The sequence below is a fragment of the Staphylococcus sp. mip270_02 genome (assembly GCF_054031535.1).
Genome location: NZ_CM132934.1, coordinates 468,634 through 486,374, shown reverse-complemented (window position 1 = coordinate 486,374; position 17,741 = coordinate 468,634). Strand labels below are relative to the sequence as shown.

The 17,741-nt window shown below is 31.5% G+C and carries 15 protein-coding genes; 4 read left to right on the top strand and 11 right to left on the bottom strand.

Annotated elements, in window-relative coordinates; translation table 11 throughout:
* Positions 1-12: 12 nt before the first annotated feature.
* The gene (locus ACW5YJ_RS02130; RefSeq protein ID WP_457338423.1) at positions 13-2,997 is read right to left on the bottom strand and encodes a glycoside hydrolase family 2 TIM barrel-domain containing protein; all 2,985 of its coding nucleotides are present in this window, start codon (positions 2,995-2,997) and stop codon (positions 13-15) included.
* Positions 2,998-3,011: 14 nt separating this feature from the next.
* Positions 3,012-4,400 carry a melibiose:sodium transporter MelB gene (melB, locus tag ACW5YJ_RS02125; RefSeq protein WP_457338422.1) on the bottom strand — a complete coding sequence of 463 codons (1,389 nt, stop codon included), beginning with the start codon at positions 4,398-4,400 and terminating at the stop codon, positions 3,012-3,014.
* A 176-nt stretch (positions 4,401-4,576) separates the two neighbouring features.
* On the opposite strand from melB, the gene ACW5YJ_RS02120 reads away from it, so the two are divergent.
* A complete protein-coding gene (locus ACW5YJ_RS02120; RefSeq protein ID WP_457338421.1) occupies positions 4,577-5,413 on the top strand; it encodes an AraC family transcriptional regulator in 837 nt (278 codons plus the stop codon).
* Between the two features lie 165 nt (positions 5,414-5,578).
* Here ACW5YJ_RS02120 and ACW5YJ_RS02115 read toward each other — a convergent pair whose 3' ends face one another.
* Positions 5,579-6,412 carry a LysR family transcriptional regulator gene (locus ACW5YJ_RS02115; protein WP_457338420.1) on the bottom strand — a complete coding sequence of 278 codons (834 nt, stop codon included), beginning with the start codon at positions 6,410-6,412 and terminating at the stop codon, positions 5,579-5,581.
* A gap of 123 nt (positions 6,413-6,535) precedes the next feature.
* Between ACW5YJ_RS02115 and ACW5YJ_RS02110 the strand changes: the two genes are divergently transcribed.
* Both ACW5YJ_RS02110 and ACW5YJ_RS02105 read left to right on the top strand, forming a co-directional pair.
* A complete protein-coding gene (locus ACW5YJ_RS02110; protein WP_457338419.1) occupies positions 6,536-7,531 on the top strand; it encodes a YeiH family protein in 996 nt (331 codons plus the stop codon).
* 150 nt (positions 7,532-7,681) lie between these two features.
* Complete coding sequence (locus ACW5YJ_RS02105) at positions 7,682-8,053, top strand: nuclear transport factor 2 family protein (RefSeq protein WP_017724046.1); 372 nt, start codon at positions 7,682-7,684, stop codon at positions 8,051-8,053.
* A 414-nt stretch (positions 8,054-8,467) separates the two neighbouring features.
* Here the strand turns inward: ACW5YJ_RS02105 and ACW5YJ_RS02100 are convergent, their stop codons facing one another.
* From ACW5YJ_RS02100 to ACW5YJ_RS02090, 3 genes are all read right to left on the bottom strand, one after another.
* Positions 8,468-9,373, bottom strand: coding sequence for a DUF5996 family protein (locus ACW5YJ_RS02100; RefSeq protein ID WP_017724047.1), 906 nt, complete (start codon positions 9,371-9,373; stop codon positions 8,468-8,470).
* 309 nt (positions 9,374-9,682) lie between these two features.
* On the bottom strand, positions 9,683-10,120 hold the full coding sequence (locus ACW5YJ_RS02095) for an antibiotic biosynthesis monooxygenase family protein (RefSeq protein WP_017724048.1): 438 nt from the start codon (positions 10,118-10,120) through the stop codon (positions 9,683-9,685).
* Between the two features lie 32 nt (positions 10,121-10,152).
* On the bottom strand, positions 10,153-11,526 hold the full coding sequence (locus tag ACW5YJ_RS02090) for a cryptochrome/photolyase family protein (RefSeq protein WP_017724049.1): 1,374 nt from the start codon (positions 11,524-11,526) through the stop codon (positions 10,153-10,155).
* A 233-nt stretch (positions 11,527-11,759) separates the two neighbouring features.
* Between ACW5YJ_RS02090 and ACW5YJ_RS02085 the strand changes: the two genes are divergently transcribed.
* Positions 11,760-12,185, top strand: a complete 426-nt coding sequence (locus ACW5YJ_RS02085; protein ID WP_107551838.1) for a pyridoxamine 5'-phosphate oxidase family protein — start codon at positions 11,760-11,762, stop codon at positions 12,183-12,185.
* Between the two features lie 50 nt (positions 12,186-12,235).
* Here ACW5YJ_RS02085 and ACW5YJ_RS02080 read toward each other — a convergent pair whose 3' ends face one another.
* The 5 genes from ACW5YJ_RS02080 to ACW5YJ_RS02060 all read right to left on the bottom strand — a co-directional run bounded on the left by ACW5YJ_RS02080 (position 12,236) and on the right by ACW5YJ_RS02060 (position 17,738).
* Positions 12,236-13,741: a phytoene desaturase family protein gene (locus ACW5YJ_RS02080; protein WP_107551839.1), complete on the bottom strand. Its 1,506-nt coding sequence runs from the start codon at positions 13,739-13,741 to the stop codon at positions 12,236-12,238.
* Positions 13,738-14,613 carry a phytoene/squalene synthase family protein gene (locus tag ACW5YJ_RS02075; RefSeq protein WP_017724051.1) on the bottom strand — a complete coding sequence of 292 codons (876 nt, stop codon included), beginning with the start codon at positions 14,611-14,613 and terminating at the stop codon, positions 13,738-13,740. The genes ACW5YJ_RS02080 and ACW5YJ_RS02075 overlap by 4 nt, the downstream gene beginning before the upstream one ends.
* A 53-nt stretch (positions 14,614-14,666) precedes the next feature.
* Positions 14,667-15,701: a glycosyltransferase family 2 protein gene (locus ACW5YJ_RS02070; RefSeq protein ID WP_228065322.1), complete on the bottom strand. Its 1,035-nt coding sequence runs from the start codon at positions 15,699-15,701 to the stop codon at positions 14,667-14,669.
* A 72-nt stretch (positions 15,702-15,773) separates the two neighbouring features.
* Positions 15,774-17,264 carry a phytoene desaturase family protein gene (locus ACW5YJ_RS02065; protein WP_457338418.1) on the bottom strand — a complete coding sequence of 497 codons (1,491 nt, stop codon included), beginning with the start codon at positions 17,262-17,264 and terminating at the stop codon, positions 15,774-15,776.
* Positions 17,265-17,738: a glycosyl-4,4'-diaponeurosporenoate acyltransferase CrtO family protein gene (locus tag ACW5YJ_RS02060; RefSeq protein WP_107551843.1), complete on the bottom strand. Its 474-nt coding sequence runs from the start codon at positions 17,736-17,738 to the stop codon at positions 17,265-17,267.
* Positions 17,739-17,741 lie beyond the last annotated feature (3 nt).

Below are 17,741 nucleotides of genomic sequence, written 5' to 3'. Positions count from 1 at the left end.
TTCAAAAATTTCTTAAACAAATTTCAAATTAAAGCTAAACTCGATGTGTCGATCATTTAACCGATATGCTTCATTTAATTCTGGACCACAACTATTTGAACCTATACCACTTTGTGCATAATCGATATATACATAGGTTTGATCTTCAAGTTCGAGTGCATCTTTATGAGTTGTTTCGGTCAGCTGTTTTAATGAATAATGCGTTGTATTAAAACTAAATGTATTGTCACCTGTCACGATAACTCTTTTATACCCATCACTAATTTCAACAAATGTAGTTTCATTATGACTTCCTGTTTCTTGGGGTCTGATATGGACTTCACCATTGTCTGTGACAGTCGTCTCAAACTTATCTAAATAATTGGATACACCCTTATCTTCGTAACTACTGAAAGGACCTTTGCCATAATATTTCACTTGTTCAAATACTTTAGGTAAAGTCAAACCTAAACCAAATCGTGGCAAATAAGGTGCTTTCATATCTCTTTCTAAATCATAAGTTACATTAAGTATTCCATCATGCTGAACACGCCAAGTCACTGTTCCAAATAGAACCGGCGGCACCGCTTCATTAACCATCGCTATATTAAAAATAAGACTGACCTCTGTCTCGCTTTCTACAATTTGATAATCGTACACGCGTGTGGTGATATCTTTATAACCAGAGTAAACCCAGTCACATTTTATATTCGTATCATTATCAGTGGGAGCTCTCCAAATATTATTTGTTGTGTGTGGGTTAATCACTATATGATTATGCTTGAGAACTGACTCAAGGCTTGCATTATCTTTATTAAAAACATACGTTTCACTTTTATCTACTGAAACTTTTATTAATTTATCAGTTTCATTTACTAGAAGATCAATTTCACCCAATTGCTCATCCTGTTCTTTCATTGTTCGACGTTGATATACGATTTGATCATGTCCTAATTCAAAATTTTCATGACGAAATATATCATCATCTTTTAATTTATATCGTAATATGACATCACTGATATGTTCTATATTAATATAATTGCTCAAATCAATTGTTTGCATAGTGTGTGGCAAGAAGTTTGAAAGAGGTATTTCACTTATCGTTTTTTCTCCATTCAAATTTGTCACTGTAGCCTCTACAAACAAATATTTCTCTGCAGGCGTAAAATCCAATTGGTTACGTAGCCCAATTTTAAAATCATCTTGTGACACAAGTTTTAATGGTCTATGCTCTTGTTTGAATTCATAATAACCTTCATGGGGCACCCTATTTGGAAAAACAATGCCATCGACACAAAAATTACCGTCATGTAGTTTTTCTCCAAAGTCACCACCATACCTAAAAATAGGATTACCGTCTTTCATTCCAATTTGAATGGCATGATCGCACCATTCCCAAACAAATCCTCCGATAAAGTTATCATATTGCTCAACTAGTGTTTGATAAGCGTGTAAATCTCCTGGAGAATTGCCCATTGCATGTGCGTATTCACATAGGATAAACGGTTTATCTAAATCCGGCTTTTTCAAATAAGTTTCCTCAATTTCTTTAGGGGAAGGATACATTCTACTAATCATATCTATATTAGATAGATCATAGTGTTGTTGCTTATCTCGATATAATGTACCTTCGTAATGAATTGGCCTTGTATTATCTAGCGATTTGGCATGTTCTGCACCTTTGACCATATTCTTACCAAATCCTGATTCATTCCCTAATGACCATGATACGATAGAGCTATAATTTTTCAGTGGCACAATAGAAGCTGCAATACGCTCTATAATAGCTGTTTCAAATTTACTATCGTCAGCTATAATATTAAAATCTTCATTATTGTCTTCACCATATAACCTAACAACACCATGAGTCTCAATATCAGCCTCACTCATTACGTAAAAACCGTAATGGTCCGTCATTTCGTAGAATAACGGAGATTTTGGGTAATGTGCCGTGCGAATGGCGTTAAAGTTCCCTTGTTTCATCAATTCTAGGTCTTTTTTAAAATGGGATTCTGTCATTACGTAACCAGTTTCTGGGTGACTATCATGGTAATTTGTACCACGCAGTTTGATAGATTGACCATTAATATAAAATTGATTATTTTGGATAGCCACTTCACGAATTCCAATTTTTTGTGTAATCACTTCTTGATCCGTCAAAATATATAATGTATATAATTTTGGATTTTCTGTAGACCACAAATGTGGATTTTGGACATCAAATTGATATTCATGTACTCCAGATATGCTTGCTACCTCTTCACCCTCAGGATTAAATAATTGAAATTCTACTGATTTTAGATTGTGAGCCCGTTCTATTTTTACATCTATCTGGGCAGAATTTAATCCGTCACTTAGATTTGTTTCCACTTTAAAATCATCAACACGTTCAGTTGCACGTTTCAATATATAAACGTCTCTAAAAATGCCCGAGTGTCGAAACATGTCCTGATTTTCAAAATAAGTACCATCAGAATATTTAAGTACAAGTACGTCAATATTATTCTCACCTTGTTGCACAAAATCGGAAATATCAAATTCAGAAATAGCATGTGCAATTTGACTATAGCCTATAAATTCATTATTAATCCATACATAAAATGCACTATCTACACCTTCAAAGTTCAAATGATAATCGTGTTGTTGATCATATTCATCGATAGTAAACTTTCTCGTGTAGTGTCCACATGGATTATCTTTAGGTACATATGGTGGATCAAAAGGTATTGGATACTGAGTATTTAAATATTGTATTTGATCATAGCCATATAAATTCCAAACTGATGGGACTGTTAGTGTTTTGCTTTCCTGTTCATTTGGATGATTTAGATAAGCTTCTATTGACTCAAAGTATTGAAAGCACCATTCCCCATTTAACAATGTCGCATTTCGAGTATTATATCTTGTTCCAAAATGATAATCTACTTCCCCTTGTTGATATGGTATATAAAACGCACGTCTTGGTAATAAATTAACATGTTGAATCTCTATATTTTCGTGAAACTGCTGGTCTAACATAGCTAACAACCCCTTCATTTAATTCTTTCTCTAAATTCCCTTTGTCGTTTATACTGTAATGTCTTTTCAATATCCGTTAAAAAGTCACCTTTTAAATTAAAGGCTTTATGATATAAAAATGCGGCTAAACAAACGAAAATAAGTGGTGAAACTAAGATCATGATTCTTAAACCGTTAATTGTCACAACTGATTGTGCTTCGTTTGGCGTATAACCTAAAATAGATAAACCTACGCCGACGATTAATGCCGCCACCGCTTGAGAGGTCTTAGTTAAGAATGTATTTGTTGATGTAATAATACTTTCATTACGCTGACCGAATTTAACTTCTCCGTAATCAATCACATCTGCTAATGAAACAGTTGTAATACCAACCATAAAACCTGAACCAATTCGTAATATCCCCGCGCCTATAATAACTAAAGTCATACTTTGTGGTGCAATATAGCCGGATATCAAAATAATTAACAATCCAGAGATAATGCATGTTATAGAAGTGTTAAATGCAGCGGTTCTGCCAACCCATTTAATAAAGCGTGGTAATAACAGTAAACCAACCATTTCGCATAAAATCATAGAATTAAAAATTGAAAATAAATGTTCTGCATTAACTACATATTTAAAATAATAAATAATAGAGCCATTTAATGTTTGCAAACACAAGTTAAAAGTTAAGAGTACGCCCATAATTGCTAATAATTCTTTGTTTTTAAATAAAATTCGACCGATATCTTTAAATTTAACTTTTATGCCTATTTGCTTTTCCATTTCTTGGTCTTCCGGTACTTTAAAGACAGTTACACCAATGGTAAATATAAAAATCAAACTACAAATTATCGCAAATACAAAAACACCTGTAGAATCACTACCTCCGCCAAAAATATCACCAAGTTTATGTATAAAGAATAAACCAAATGTGCCGACAGTAAATGCAGCTAAGCTAGCGAAAAATCTTGGGATGACTGATACTTCTTCACGTTCTCTTGGATTATGCGTCAAGTTAGGAAGCCATGACCAATAAGGTATATCCATCATGGTATATGTCATTCCCCAGGAAATATATATAATAGAAATATAAATGTACATTGCTGTTTGTGGTAAATCAAAATTAGTAAATAATAATACTGTTACTACAGCATTAATCAATGTGCCGATAACAAGCCATGTCTTAAATTTACCAAAGTTGTTTCGTGTATTATCAACAATCATTCCCATAATTGGATCATTAATTGCATCCCATATACGTGCAACAAACAACATAACTCCAACAAACGCAGGAGATAGCCCTACTATGTCTGTAATATAAAACATTAGAAATACACTGACGATATTAAATATGGCGTCCTTACCGACGGCACCGAAGCCAAATGCAAATTTTTGTTTTCCTGTTAAATGCCTATTCATTACATTCACCTCTATGTTAGTTCTTAATTAAAACGCTTACATGTATGTTGATTCTATTCTATCAGTAGTAAGTTATGGTTATGAATAGCATAATGATGACGATATATGGCAAAATGTTTCATTTTCAATTAATATAAATATAAGTTCAAATATGTTTTTTAATTAAGAGGGATAACATGCAAGTATTGTGGAAGAAATTTCAAAAAAAGCTGGTCGATGCTAATTTAGCCGAATGTGGTATTGAAATCGGCGTACCGAATGTAGGTTATAATTATACTGTTTTTCAAAAATCCGTATTACATATCGTAACTCAAGGAGAAGGTACTTTTAGTTATGCAGGTAAAACTTATCATTTAACTGCTGGAGATATTTTCTTGCTTGAACGTGGCATGGAAGTAGAATATAAACCTTCATTTTCAAATCCTTGGACTTATTATTGGGTAGGCATGAATGGTAAACAAATATTAAATTATTTATCTCGATGTAGTATTGTTGATAGTCATGTCATATTAAAACAAGATACGACAGATATTAAAAATATAATTCAACTCATTTGTAAACTCTCTCAGAGTATTGAGTCAAACAACTCCAATGATATTCTGATTATGCAATATTTGTATCAATTAGTTTATACCTTACAAGAAAAGTTTCCTAAAAATTTTTCTGTCCAAGTTGATATTGTAAATGAAGATATCCAACATGCCGTTGACTTTATAAATACAAATTATCAAAAACATATAACTGTTGAGGATGTTGCTAAAAGCGTTAATATTACACGTAGTCATTTATATAAATTGTTCAAAAAGAATTTAAGTTGTTCCCCTAAAGAATATTTAACCTATATAAGGATGTATCACGCTTCACAATTATTAATACATACGAGCACACGTATAAGTGACATATCAAGACGTGTTGGTTACAAAGACCCACTACTATTTTCTAAAAATTTTACAAAGCATTTTGAAATCAGTGCTTCTGAATATCGGTACCATTTTTCAATTAGCAACAAGTAATGAATGCTCACTCAATAGCATAGGATAGAAATCAATGCCTATCATTTGATTTCTACCCTATGCTAATTACTTATTACTGATTTATAATTAGTGACAATAACTTCTACTCCACTTCTTTACTCCTAAACCAAAAATATTCCACTATGAATCATCTCATTTTATAAGTTATTCCATATCTTGCTTTAATACGGATATGACTCGTTTCATTTTTTCATCAATGTATTTATTTTTATGTAAAATTAAATAGAAAAACCTTTCAATATCTAAATTAACAACTTCAAGTTGCTCCAAATCTTCAGGTGTCAATGTTGATTTAGATACAATCGAAAAACCATTTCCTGCATGGACCATACTTTTAATTAGACTTGTATTATTAATGACTACTAAATAAGGGTTTAATGATAATTGATTCAAACCATTTTCTTGGTATACACGAGTACCGGAACCTTGTTCTCGAATAAAACATGTCTCTAAATTAGACGGGCTAGATTTCTTCTTTTTAATTAATACAATTTCATCTTGAGCAATTGACGTGCTTATAATTGCATTGTTTTGTATCTTTTTTTCGACCACACCAACGTCAACGATGTTATTTTTAATTTGTTCAACAATCGTTTCTGAATTATCTAAGTGTACATGAATATGTAATTCTGGGTACCTTTGGGCTAATTTAGTAAGTTGTCGTGACAAACGATATTCACCAAATGTGTAACTGCTACCCAGTTTTAAATCTCCAGCGATTGTATTTGTTTGCATCTTTAGATCTTGTCGCAGCACTTGTTCTAAATGATTTCTTTGCAACGCATATTGGTATAGTTTCTCTCCATCACTTGTTAATGCCATTTTTGAATGTTTAAACTCAAATACTTTTATCTCATAGTCATTTTCAAGTCTCTTTATGTCTCTACTTATTGATGGTTGTGATGTATACAAATTTTCTGCAGCTTTTGTAAAACTTTGTGCCTTTACAACTTCAGTTAACACTTTTAGTGGGTCCATAGCTTATCACCTTTCATTGTTTTATTCTTATCATATCAAAATTGTTATGACCTATATACTAAATATTTATTTAACGTTATAAATTTCTGGTGCTACACTTTTGATAAAAGGAGGAGACGGTACATGACTAAATTTAATAATAAACCATTTATCTTTGGCATATTATTCACGTTTATCATTGCTGCAATAAGTTTAATTAGTTCAAAGCTGCCACTTTTAGATAAGGTCGGTGCTTTGACAATTGCAATTGTTATCGCAATACTATTTAGACATTTTAATGGTTATCCTGAAAGTTATCGTCCAGGTATTACTTTCGCATCTAAACGTTTATTAAAATTCGCCATTATATTGTATGGTCTAAAACTTAATATTTTTGATGTTATAGGAGAAGGTAGTACGTTATTACTTATTGACGGTGGTGTCATAATTGTAAGTATTGGTTTAATGTTATTACTAAATCACTATATTAAAGGAGATAAAGTTATCACATTATTGCTAGGTATTGGTGCCGGGGTCTGTGGGGCTGCTGCGATAGCTGCTGTATCTCCAATTTTAAAAGCACACGAAAAAGACACAGCCATTAGTATAGGCATCGTTGCATTAATTGGTACACTTTTTTCACTAGGCTATACGGTAATCTATACACTATTCACAATACCACCAGAGATTTATGGCGTATGGTCTGGTGTGAGTCTACATGAAATTGCCCATGTTATTCTTGCTGCAGATTTCTCAGGTGAGACAGCTTTACGAATTGGCTTATTAGGTAAATTAGGTCGAGTATTCTTGCTCATACCTTTAAGTATAATACTTATATTTGTGATGAACTTGAAATCACAGGCTAGGAATACAAACCAACGTATCGAAATGCCATACTTTTTAATTGGATTTGTATTAATGGCACTATTTCATACTTATGTACCTATACCTCAATTTATAATGCAAATAATTGAGCCATTAACAACAATTTGCTTATTGATGGCAATGGTGGCACTAGGGTTAAATGTATCATTTAAAGATTTGCAAGACCGAGCGTTTAAGCCTTTAATCGGTGTCATCATTGTATCTATGATATTATCAATTATCACTTTTATCATTGCCAACTATATTTATGGCTAAGTGTTTATGTTAAAAGGTTAATATAAAATTTACTGTTGATAGGCAGATATCTATACGACACCTTTAATTATATATAAAATAAGATTTTAATAAGACACTTGTTAATTGGGATGCTTATGTACAAATCAACTTATAAAGAAGGTATATAAAATGAAAACATTAGATTCATACTTTATCTTGTTCGATGAAGCTAGATATAGCGACGAAAGTTTTGATAAGTTAAATGATTTATTTAACAATGATATTGAATTTGTGTTGAATCAAAAAACTTTTAAAGGCAAAGACGCATGGAAACAATTTGTTAAAGGTGTGTACCAAACAAATAAAGATTTAAAACACATGCATAATGGCTGGATAGAACAAGAAGATGGCACTTTCAAAACACATTGGGCTATTTGTGGAAATAGATTTGAAACAGGTGTTTATACGCAAGAGGGTATAGATATTGCAAGATTAGATGATGAAGGGAAAATCATTTATTTAGAGAATCAACCTAAAGATAAAACATTATTTTCAAGTTAACTATCTAGCTCACAAATTGTGAAGTGTGCTATATAACAATGCGACGTGGAATGAAATCATGAAGTGAAACTATCAATTAAATAATTAAAATCAAGTAGCAAACTATAATCTCCAAAATTCCTTCTAGCTCTTTATATCCATTAACCCATTGTTTCACTATACGCACAAACGACATTAATAAAATGCATTATGCTGCGTCTCAAACTAGACGTCCCTCACTGTAACCTCACACAACCCTAAGCCTAACCTAGTTGGCAAACATAATAATAAAACCATTCTTCTTGTATTTAATAAACAAAAGGAATGGTTTTAATTTTATATAATATAGCATTTGATAAACAAAATTCATTTTATTTCTTTCGCATTACATAACACTAATTTTTACGCTAAAGAACTAAAAATTGATCAAGTAGACTAACTCAAATGATTATTAGCCATTTTAAGCGGTAAGTGAAAATGACTACATCCTTGCCATTCTAAATAATCCTTTAAAATATTATAAGATTCATAGAAGAATTTTTCGATTTCGTCCATGCTCTCTTTACTGTATTCCGTTACTTCTATAATAAACTCTCCTAAAGTTTCACTGTAATAGCTATCTTGTGGAAAATCATCATGACATTCAAATTTTCTATCAGCGAATGGGTATGGTAATACAAAGAACGTTGGGCCTTTAAAATTATCATCTCCAAACCAAAATCCAAATTCGATCATTTCTTCATCAAAAGCTGCACGTTCAATGACCATATCATCATTTTCAAATGGTTGATGGATGTCTTGAATAATTGCACATGAAACATCAAATGTCCCCCAAAATAACCTTGGCATAAACTTCCTAGTACGCAGTGGAGCGATGAATTGGGATTCTGCGTGATAGGCAAACTTCATCAACTTCAACACATCATTGCTAATTTGAGAATCATAGTGATGATGGTGCAAGTCTTCTTCAAACGGTGTCGTATCTGGGAATTCTTGTGGTATTGTATTAATATCTATAAACACTTTGCTTTCTGATAATATACGTTGAATCTCTTGGTAGTAATATTGAATTGTAAGATCATCTTTCAATACTATAATTTCTTTATTGTTGTCAATTCTCAACTCAATTTCATCATCAAGTAAATTGACGGTAATATAAAAATCTTTATTATCTGCATGCAACATACCTGTTGTGAAGCCTTGAACTGTAATATCTAAAGCTACATGCGCCCATTGTGGCTGTTGATAAGCTGCTGCTAATTTATATTTTCCTAGTATTTGTGACAATAAATGCATTGTTTCTTTTTCTTGCTCCCACTCATTTAATAATATATTAATCACTCCGTTAAGTTATTTATATTATTACATTTACCCATATTAAGTTTACTCACAACATAGAATTACCAAATAAATCGCCAATAATTTTATTGCGCTAAATTATTTCTAATGAGTAGTTAACTGATAGTGTTATGTTATTTACATGTTTCACGAGAAACTTTATAGTTATCACTAAATGGATTCCATATTTTATAATATAAGAAAGAGACTACATGTATCTTGCTCACGAGCTAACTGAAAATAAGCTATTGTTGATTAATATAAATCGTCTTTTTCTTTATATTTCAAATTATTCTACATTTTGAAATACACTTAACTATCAGTTAAATCTAAACTAATATTAAATGATAACTTTCTATTTATGATATTTTTGTCTGAGCCACTGTCAGTACCTCTTTTGTGATGTGAGGCTTTATACTCTTTAGAATTCTGCCAATGTTGATAAGTAGTTTCGTCTGTCCAAACAGTTACAATAACATAATGCGCATGATTAGTTTGAGGCCTCAAAAACAATAGACTCTCAAAGCCTTCTATACTTTTTAAATGTCTATTTCTATTTAAAAACAAACGCTCAAATGCTTCTTCAAAACTAGGATTTACATATAAGTGATTAAAAACTGTAAATCCACTTTGTGGTAAATCATTAATTTGTTCTAAAATGGTATATTGCTGTTTTTCATTAAATTTTTCTATTATTATTTCATCATTGTTTTGTTCTAAGTAAATATGATGTATTAAATTTTTTAACATTTGGAACAACGCCTCCTCAATCTATTTATTCATTAATACTGTTTAAATTTATGCATAACGTAATCTCTACTACTTTTATGATCTACGATAGCTTCTGGATAATCTTTACCAATTTCAATTTGATAGTTTTCTTTCAATTTAGTCTTATGTTTTGTTGGGTCGTGGATAATTTTACTTGAGACCTTATCGAATATTTCTAACTGTGTTTTAATAAAATAGCCCTGTGCATCAAAACGTTCACTTTGACGTATAGGATTAAACATTCTGAAATAAGGCACCGCATCAGTCCCAGTTGATGCTGACCATTGCCAACCATGTACATTAGACGCATTATCATAGTCAATCAAATACTCTCTAAAATAGTCCTCGCCCCATGTCCAATCAATGAATAAATTTTTAGTTAAAAATTGAGATACAACCATTCTCAAGCGATTGTGCATATATCCTGTGCGGTTTAGCTTTTTCATTGCAGCATCAACGATTGGATAGCCAGTTTGTCCTTTTCTCCACGATTCAAAATGCGATTTATTATAAGACCATTGCATGTTGCGATACTTTTCAGAAAAAGATTTAGTTGCAGTTTCTGGGTATTGTGTCATTAACACATAATAAAATTCACGGAATATAACTTCTCTAATAAAAGCTTCATAACTTGTTTCATCGCTATCGTAACCTTCAAGCAAATCATTTATAATTTCACGAATATCGACTAATCCATATGCTAAATATTTACCTAATCCACTTACAAAATCTTGTGATACATCGTCAGTCAATTTATCATAACGAGCGATGTCATCATTTAAAAAATCATCCCACGTTTTACGCGCTAACTTTTCTATATCTTTATTATTTCCGAATTTTAAGTCGCTTTGATTTGAACCTTTTTGCGCATTTTTGGTTAACTGCTTAAATTGATAATTTTTCTTAGGGGTATGTACTAAATCTTGACGATTTGCTTTATAAAAACTAGTAAATACTTTATAAGGCTGTTGCTGTTTATTAAAAGTCTTTGTAGGTTGAAAATAATGATTCACACGCTGCCCAATCACTGTAATTTGAAGGTTTTCAAAAGCTCGTTTGACATGATGATAGTCATACATTTCTTTGTGGTAACTCATAATATCTTTTGCTAATAATACATGAGACAACGCCAATGTATGAGCTAATTCACCTAGCTTTTCGTACGTGACAATATAAGGATATATATCATACCTTTCTAGCGTACTTAAGAATCCTTTTATTACTTTATGGTAATAATCACGCTTTACTGTTGCTGCGTCATTTAAATCTTCTATAGGTACGATAAAATATACTTTATTTATCTCATCTTGATGCTCCGCTACATATTCAAATAGTGGATTGTCTTTAACTCTAAAAACACGATTGAGTACGACTCCTAAATTCATTCTATTCCCTCCCATATCGGCCTAAAAACAACTTTATAAAATCGGTAAATGCTCTAGATGAATTAGTGAAATGATAACATTAAACTTTATAATTATTCTCTAACTTATAATTACTTTATTAACCATATACCCGTTATAATTTATGTATAATTCACTAAAAAATATTGTCACTTTTAAAAATTTACATATCACAAAGGCTTTTAGGGTATGTAATCATTAGAGGTGATTAAAATATGAATACTGAACAATTGCAAAGTGAAATTGAAAATATATTAAACATATCAAAAATAGGCGTCTTATCTACAGCACATAACAATACACCTAATAGTAGATACATGGTATTTTATAATGATGGACTCACGCTTTATACAAAAACAAGCATTGAGTCTAAAAAAATTGCTGAATTTCAAGATAATCCAAAAGCACACGTACTTATAGGTTATGACGAAACGACAAACCGTAGTTTTTTAGAAATTGAAGCTAATGTTGAAATACTAAAAGATAAGAAAACTATTGATTGGATTTGGGAAAAACAAGATAAGACTTTCTTTGACTCTAAAGACGATCCGGACTTATGTGTAATTAAAGTGGTTCCAAAATCAATAAAAGTTATGAACGATAATAATTTAGATACGCCCCAAACCATCACGTTCGATTAATACAAAAAGCGCTTAAAATCACCCCATTCACAAGTGATTTAAGCGCTCTTTTATTTGCCCTTATTAATATCTTCTAACATAGCATCAACCGTAATCTTAGCGCTCGTCAATACAATTGGCACTCCTGCTCCTGGGTGAACACTTGCTCCAGCAAAGTACAAATTTTTGTAATCTCTGCTAACATTAGGTGGTCTATAGTAGTTACTTTGTGCTAATGTAGGCATTAAACCAAAAGCCGCTCCAAATTTCGCATTATAATCTCCTTCAAAATCTTTAGGTGTGTATATAATTTCTGTAACAACCTGTGTTTTCAAATTTTTTAAAGCTTTAATTGTAGAAAGCTTGTTATAAATAATATCCTTCACCTTTGTGATTGTTGCTTCATCAGACCAATCCACATCGCCTGTTTTCAATTCTGAAACTGGCATGAGTATATAAATACCTGTATGACCTTTTGGCGCTAACGACTGATCTTCTACACTAGGCGCATATACATATATTGAAGGGTCTCGAGATATTTCTCCAGAAAAAATCTCATTAATATTATTATCAAAATCCTTTGAAAATATAACATTATGTAACAAAATTTCTTCGGATAAATCTTTATCAACCCCTATATACATTAAAAAGGCAGAACAAGAATAGTCCATATTATCAATTTTTTGCCTCGTATATTTTGGGGGGTGGTGTTCATTTTTAATTAAAGTTGAGGTTGCGTACGGAAAATCAGCAGTACAGATTATTTTGTCGTACTTTTCTATATGTCCATTTACTTTCAGACCTTCCGCACGCTTAAATCGACTATCAATGATAATTTCTTCAACGTTTGCATTTGTATAAATTTGAACGCCTAACTCCTCATTTAATGTTTGAAGTGCTTTTACAAAATTGTACATGCCGCCTTTAATAAAATGAACACCAAACATTAATTCTATCATTGGTATAATTGAATATAATGAAGGACTTCGTTTAGGATCAATGCCTATATATAAAGTCTGAAATGCTAAGATTTTTTGTATTTTTTTATTATCTACATATTTTTCAATTAAGTTATCTGCTTTATCAAACGTTTTTAATTTCATTCCTTGATATAAAGTGAAAGGATTATAAAAATCTGTAGGTTTTCTAAAAGTACGTTCTAAAAAATGTTTCCGTGCGATTTCGTATCTTTCGTATATATCTGTTAAAAATGACATAAAGCCATGTGTAGAATTAGGTTCAATAGCTTCAAGCATATCTCTTAACTGTGCAAGATCGGTAGGTACACGAATTTGATCTGTTTCACTAAAATAAACATCATAAATATGTGCTAATTGTTTAATCTCCAAGTAATCATCCATATTTTTATGTGCATAATTAAAAACGTCACGATAAATTTCAGGCATCATTACAATAGTTGGCCCCATATCAAATGTAAAACCATCTTGCTTAATTTGGTTCATCCTTCCACCTATTTGTTGATTCTTTTCATATAAATCCACTTTGTGTCCATTTGCTGCTAATCTTGAAGCTGCAGCTAAACCTGAAACACCGCCACCTATAACTGCAAGCTTCATAATGTTTCACTCCTTTTATACTTCGCACTAATATCGCGATGAATTTTTATTTTTTTCAATTTGCTTACAAATACTTTTTTATGCAACGTATAGTTTGACTTTCTTACTTCCTCAAGTATTTCACGATAGGTAGTTGTCGCTAATTCAATAATATAACGTACCTCTTCATCAAAGTGATTAATACCATTTAGTGCAATATTATATAGTCCAACTGCCTCTGTAGCATAACTTTCCCATAGCTCTATATAATCTGAGTTAACTCCTTCATAATATGTAGAATGTAGTTCAACTTGATATTGAGCTAATTTTTCTTCACTGAGATAAATCCGTCCATTTTGAAAATCTTCACCAACATCTCTTAAAATATTAGTTATTTGCATTGCTTTACCTAAAGCAATAGCAGCGTCTTTAGCTTGCTCGACATTATTTTCATTTGATGCAGCTAATATAGGAGTTAACAATTCTCCCACAGTACCTGCCACACCATAGCAATAATCATATAAATCGGAATCTGTTTTGATTATTTTTAAATCTAAATCTCCCTTTACATATTGAATTAAAGATTTAAATGGGTTTTGAGGTATTGCATATGTATTCAAAGTGTCATTTAAAGCATTCATAATGGATGCATCACTTTGATAACTTCGGATATGATTACCGTAAATAGTATCTAAATCACTCTCTATCTCATCCAATTTCTCAAGGTTTTTATATCTATCGATACTATCATCAATAATTCTGCAAGCTGCATAAATAGCCCATACTGCTGTTTTTCTTCTTATATCCAAAAAGTCAAAGGCATATGAAAACGTTTTTGAATGTGTTTTCATTATATTATGACAGTAGTTATAATCTCTCTCTAACTCATTCATTTGTTGCCCTCCTCAAAATGCCTTTAATTACTCGACGTTTATAAAAAACTAAATTATAAATCTATTTTACGGCCTTTCCAATGTATACGTTTAAACACATTGATATCTAACCACGATTTAATAAATATCACTACAAAGCATATGAAAAACACTGGATGACAAATACTTGTAATAAGACTAAAATTGCCTGTTCTTCTAATGAATAAGTGAAATTGTAAAGCGTATATAAAATAGAAAATAATGGCTAATATCATATATAATGGGTCTAAATTAATAGAAAAAATTATAGCTAAAATAGTTACAAGTGACCCAAATAGCCATAAAAATACAAAAGTAAGTGTAGATTTTTTAGTTACTTGAGATCCAAGCGCAAAATGTTTACTCCATCCCTCTAATAATGCTTTATATCCTTGGGGATACATTCTAAAATTGACTACCCCTTGACCTTCATATAATTTAACTGGCAAATCGTAATCGTGATACGCTTTACTTATGGCAAACCCTTCGATAATTTGGTCTTTAGCTTTCAAATGACCTTGTGTCAGTTCATAATCTCGCTTATTCGTCAAAATCACAGGCCCAAATGCGCTTTGTTCTTTATTTGATGATTTAATTATTGAAAATTTATTCATACCGACGATTGTCATCAAATTAAAAATAGCCGATATATTTTCATATAATTTCTTTATCTTATGATAAGGCTGTATAGAAAGTAGACCTTTAGCGCCCTGTAGATAATATTGATTGACTATACGAGGGATACTGTAACCATTTGTAAATTGAACATCCGCATCAACAAACATCAATAAGTTATGAGATGCAAATTGACTACCTTGCCAACAAGCATGCGATTTACCTTGCCATGTATCATCATTTTTAACAGTATATACACTTGCTCCGTAATATCGGGCAACGTCTGGTGTATCATCTGTTGAACCATCATCCATAATGATAACTTCTATTTCTTGCTCTTTACCTATACTGTTAAGTAATTTAGGTAAGTTCTCAACTTCATTTCTAGCAGGTACAATAACACTGACAGTTTCCTCAATTCCTTCTTTGTCGCTACTTATAACTGCTCGACGCATATACATGCACATTCCACATATTAAAGATAATATCGTTAATACCATAGCTATCATGTAAAGTGCCATTCAACCTCAACTACTTTCTCCAATAATAATAGCTTCTGCTACTTGCATACCACTTAAGGTTACCATGGGCATGCCCGCTCCTGGATTTACGGACCCACCTACAAAATACAAATTTTTATAATATTGACTTTTTTTAGGAAATTTAAAACCTTTATTCTTCTTCTTACTAGATACTACACCGTATATGGCGCCTTTATTAGAATTATATTTATTTTCTATATCATGCGGCGTCCATACATCTTCGTATACTATGTGCTGTCTTAAATCCTGTAAGCCCATAGACTCCAATTTATCCAATATACGTTCTCGGAATTGACGATATTCCGCTTCACTAAATGGTTTATTTTGAATATACGGTATATGTGGCAATATTTTTATATTTTCATGTCCTTCTGGCGCTTGTGCCTCATCTGTTTTATTTGTATTAACGACATAAATTGTTGGATCTTCAGGCAAAATATATTGATGAAAAACTTCATCATAATTAACTTTAGAATTATCCGAAAAGAAAAAGTTATGATGTCTAAGCTCTGGATAACTTTTATCCACGCCCAAATGCATCACATAACCTGAGCTAGCTGGTTCAAATTTACGTTCCAATTTGTTTATTTTATGCTCATCAAAATTCAATAAATATTTATAAACAGGAATTACTTCCATATTAGATATAATGTAATCTGCATATATTTCTTCGTTAGTTTCTAAAGTTATCCCTGTCACTTCGCTTTGGTTATTATAATTTATATGTTTGACAGAGGCATTAAAATGTATATACACCCCTAACTCTCTCGCTAATTGTTCCATCGCTTCTGCTAATTTATGAATCCCACCATCTACGTACCATAATCCTTCAGCATGTTGCATTTGAGGCAGTAAACTCAATACAGCTGGAGCATCATAAGACGAGGATCCTACATATTTGATAAAATATCCTAGCATTTCTCTTAAATAAGGGTTCTCGACTCTTTTGTTAATTGCTTGTTGCATTGTATGAAAATAGTCGAATTGTTTTAAGGCTGAAAATGGACCATGGTAACGGATAATTGCAGACATCGTATCTAATCCTTTATCAAAATAACTTCTTTTAGCAACTTCATGTATCTTTTGAGCATAATTAAAAAATGTAGTAAGTTGCTTTATATCTTTATTTGATAATGATTCATTATTTATTAATATATCTTCCATAGATTCATACAAATCTATAATTTGACCATCCGGATAAACATTTCTAATCTGTAATGCTAACTTGCGAATACTAACATAATCTTCTAGCTTTTCACCGCATTGTTGGAATAAATGTTGGAATACTTTAGGCATAGTTAAAATAGATGGACCGAGATCAAATCCATAGTCATCTATTTCTAGCCTATTTACCTTTCCACCAATATATTTATTTTGTTCATATAAATCCACTTTATAACCTGCTTGAGCCATACAAATTGCACTGGAAATACCGCCTAGGCCCCCTCCGATGACAATAACTTTTTTATTACCCATTTAATCACCTTTTCTTTTTCGCATTTTTAAATAAATACGTATTAGTTTAGGACGATTATAGCGCTGTACAATCACACAAGGCACATTGGCTATAATGACATAGAACAGATTAATGATTTTAACGCTTTTAGATGATTTAAAAAATGCAATAATAGGAATTATAGACAATAAATGTACAAGTTCAGCACGTCTAGTTTCTAGTATAAATTGACGTATTTCATTCATATTATTAGATATATCAAATGTCGTTTTACTCACAATATTTGGATTAATATGTTTGCCATCTGGTAAATGACGTTTCCAATATTGGACTTTAACTAATTGTTGCCATAGTCGGCCTTCTTGTTCAAAATTCCAAGTTCTAAAATATATATTATCCTTCTCTAAATATTTATAACTAATACGCGTGCCTAATTGGGCAATGACCATTTGAACTATAAACCAATATAGCGCATTATATATTATTTTTTTCATCAA

Excerpts from the sequence above, each read along its gene's own strand:
- ACW5YJ_RS02130 (WP_457338423.1), bottom strand. The coding sequence starts at position 2,997 with ATGTTAGACCAGCAGTTTCACGAAAATATAGAGATTCAACATGTTAAT.
- melB (WP_457338422.1), bottom strand. The coding sequence starts at position 4,400 with ATGAATAGGCATTTAACAGGAAAACAAAAATTTGCATTTGGCTTCGGT.
- ACW5YJ_RS02120 (WP_457338421.1), top strand. The coding sequence starts at position 4,577 with ATGCAAGTATTGTGGAAGAAATTTCAAAAAAAGCTGGTCGATGCTAAT.
- ACW5YJ_RS02115 (WP_457338420.1), bottom strand. The coding sequence starts at position 6,412 with ATGGACCCACTAAAAGTGTTAACTGAAGTTGTAAAGGCACAAAGTTTT.
- ACW5YJ_RS02110 (WP_457338419.1), top strand. The coding sequence starts at position 6,536 with ATGACTAAATTTAATAATAAACCATTTATCTTTGGCATATTATTCACG.
- ACW5YJ_RS02105 (WP_017724046.1), top strand. The coding sequence starts at position 7,682 with ATGAAAACATTAGATTCATACTTTATCTTGTTCGATGAAGCTAGATAT.
- ACW5YJ_RS02095 (WP_017724048.1), bottom strand. The coding sequence starts at position 10,120 with ATGTTAAAAAATTTAATACATCATATTTACTTAGAACAAAACAATGAT.
- ACW5YJ_RS02090 (WP_017724049.1), bottom strand. The coding sequence starts at position 11,526 with ATGAATTTAGGAGTCGTACTCAATCGTGTTTTTAGAGTTAAAGACAAT.
- ACW5YJ_RS02085 (WP_107551838.1), top strand. The coding sequence starts at position 11,760 with ATGAATACTGAACAATTGCAAAGTGAAATTGAAAATATATTAAACATA.
- ACW5YJ_RS02080 (WP_107551839.1), bottom strand. The coding sequence starts at position 13,741 with ATGAAGCTTGCAGTTATAGGTGGCGGTGTTTCAGGTTTAGCTGCAGCT.
- ACW5YJ_RS02075 (WP_017724051.1), bottom strand. The coding sequence starts at position 14,613 with ATGAATGAGTTAGAGAGAGATTATAACTACTGTCATAATATAATGAAA.
- ACW5YJ_RS02070 (WP_228065322.1), bottom strand. The coding sequence starts at position 15,701 with ATGCGTCGAGCAGTTATAAGTAGCGACAAAGAAGGAATTGAGGAAACT.
- ACW5YJ_RS02065 (WP_457338418.1), bottom strand. The coding sequence starts at position 17,264 with ATGGGTAATAAAAAAGTTATTGTCATCGGAGGGGGCCTAGGCGGTATT.
- ACW5YJ_RS02060 (WP_107551843.1), bottom strand. The coding sequence starts at position 17,738 with ATGAAAAAAATAATATATAATGCGCTATATTGGTTTATAGTTCAAATG.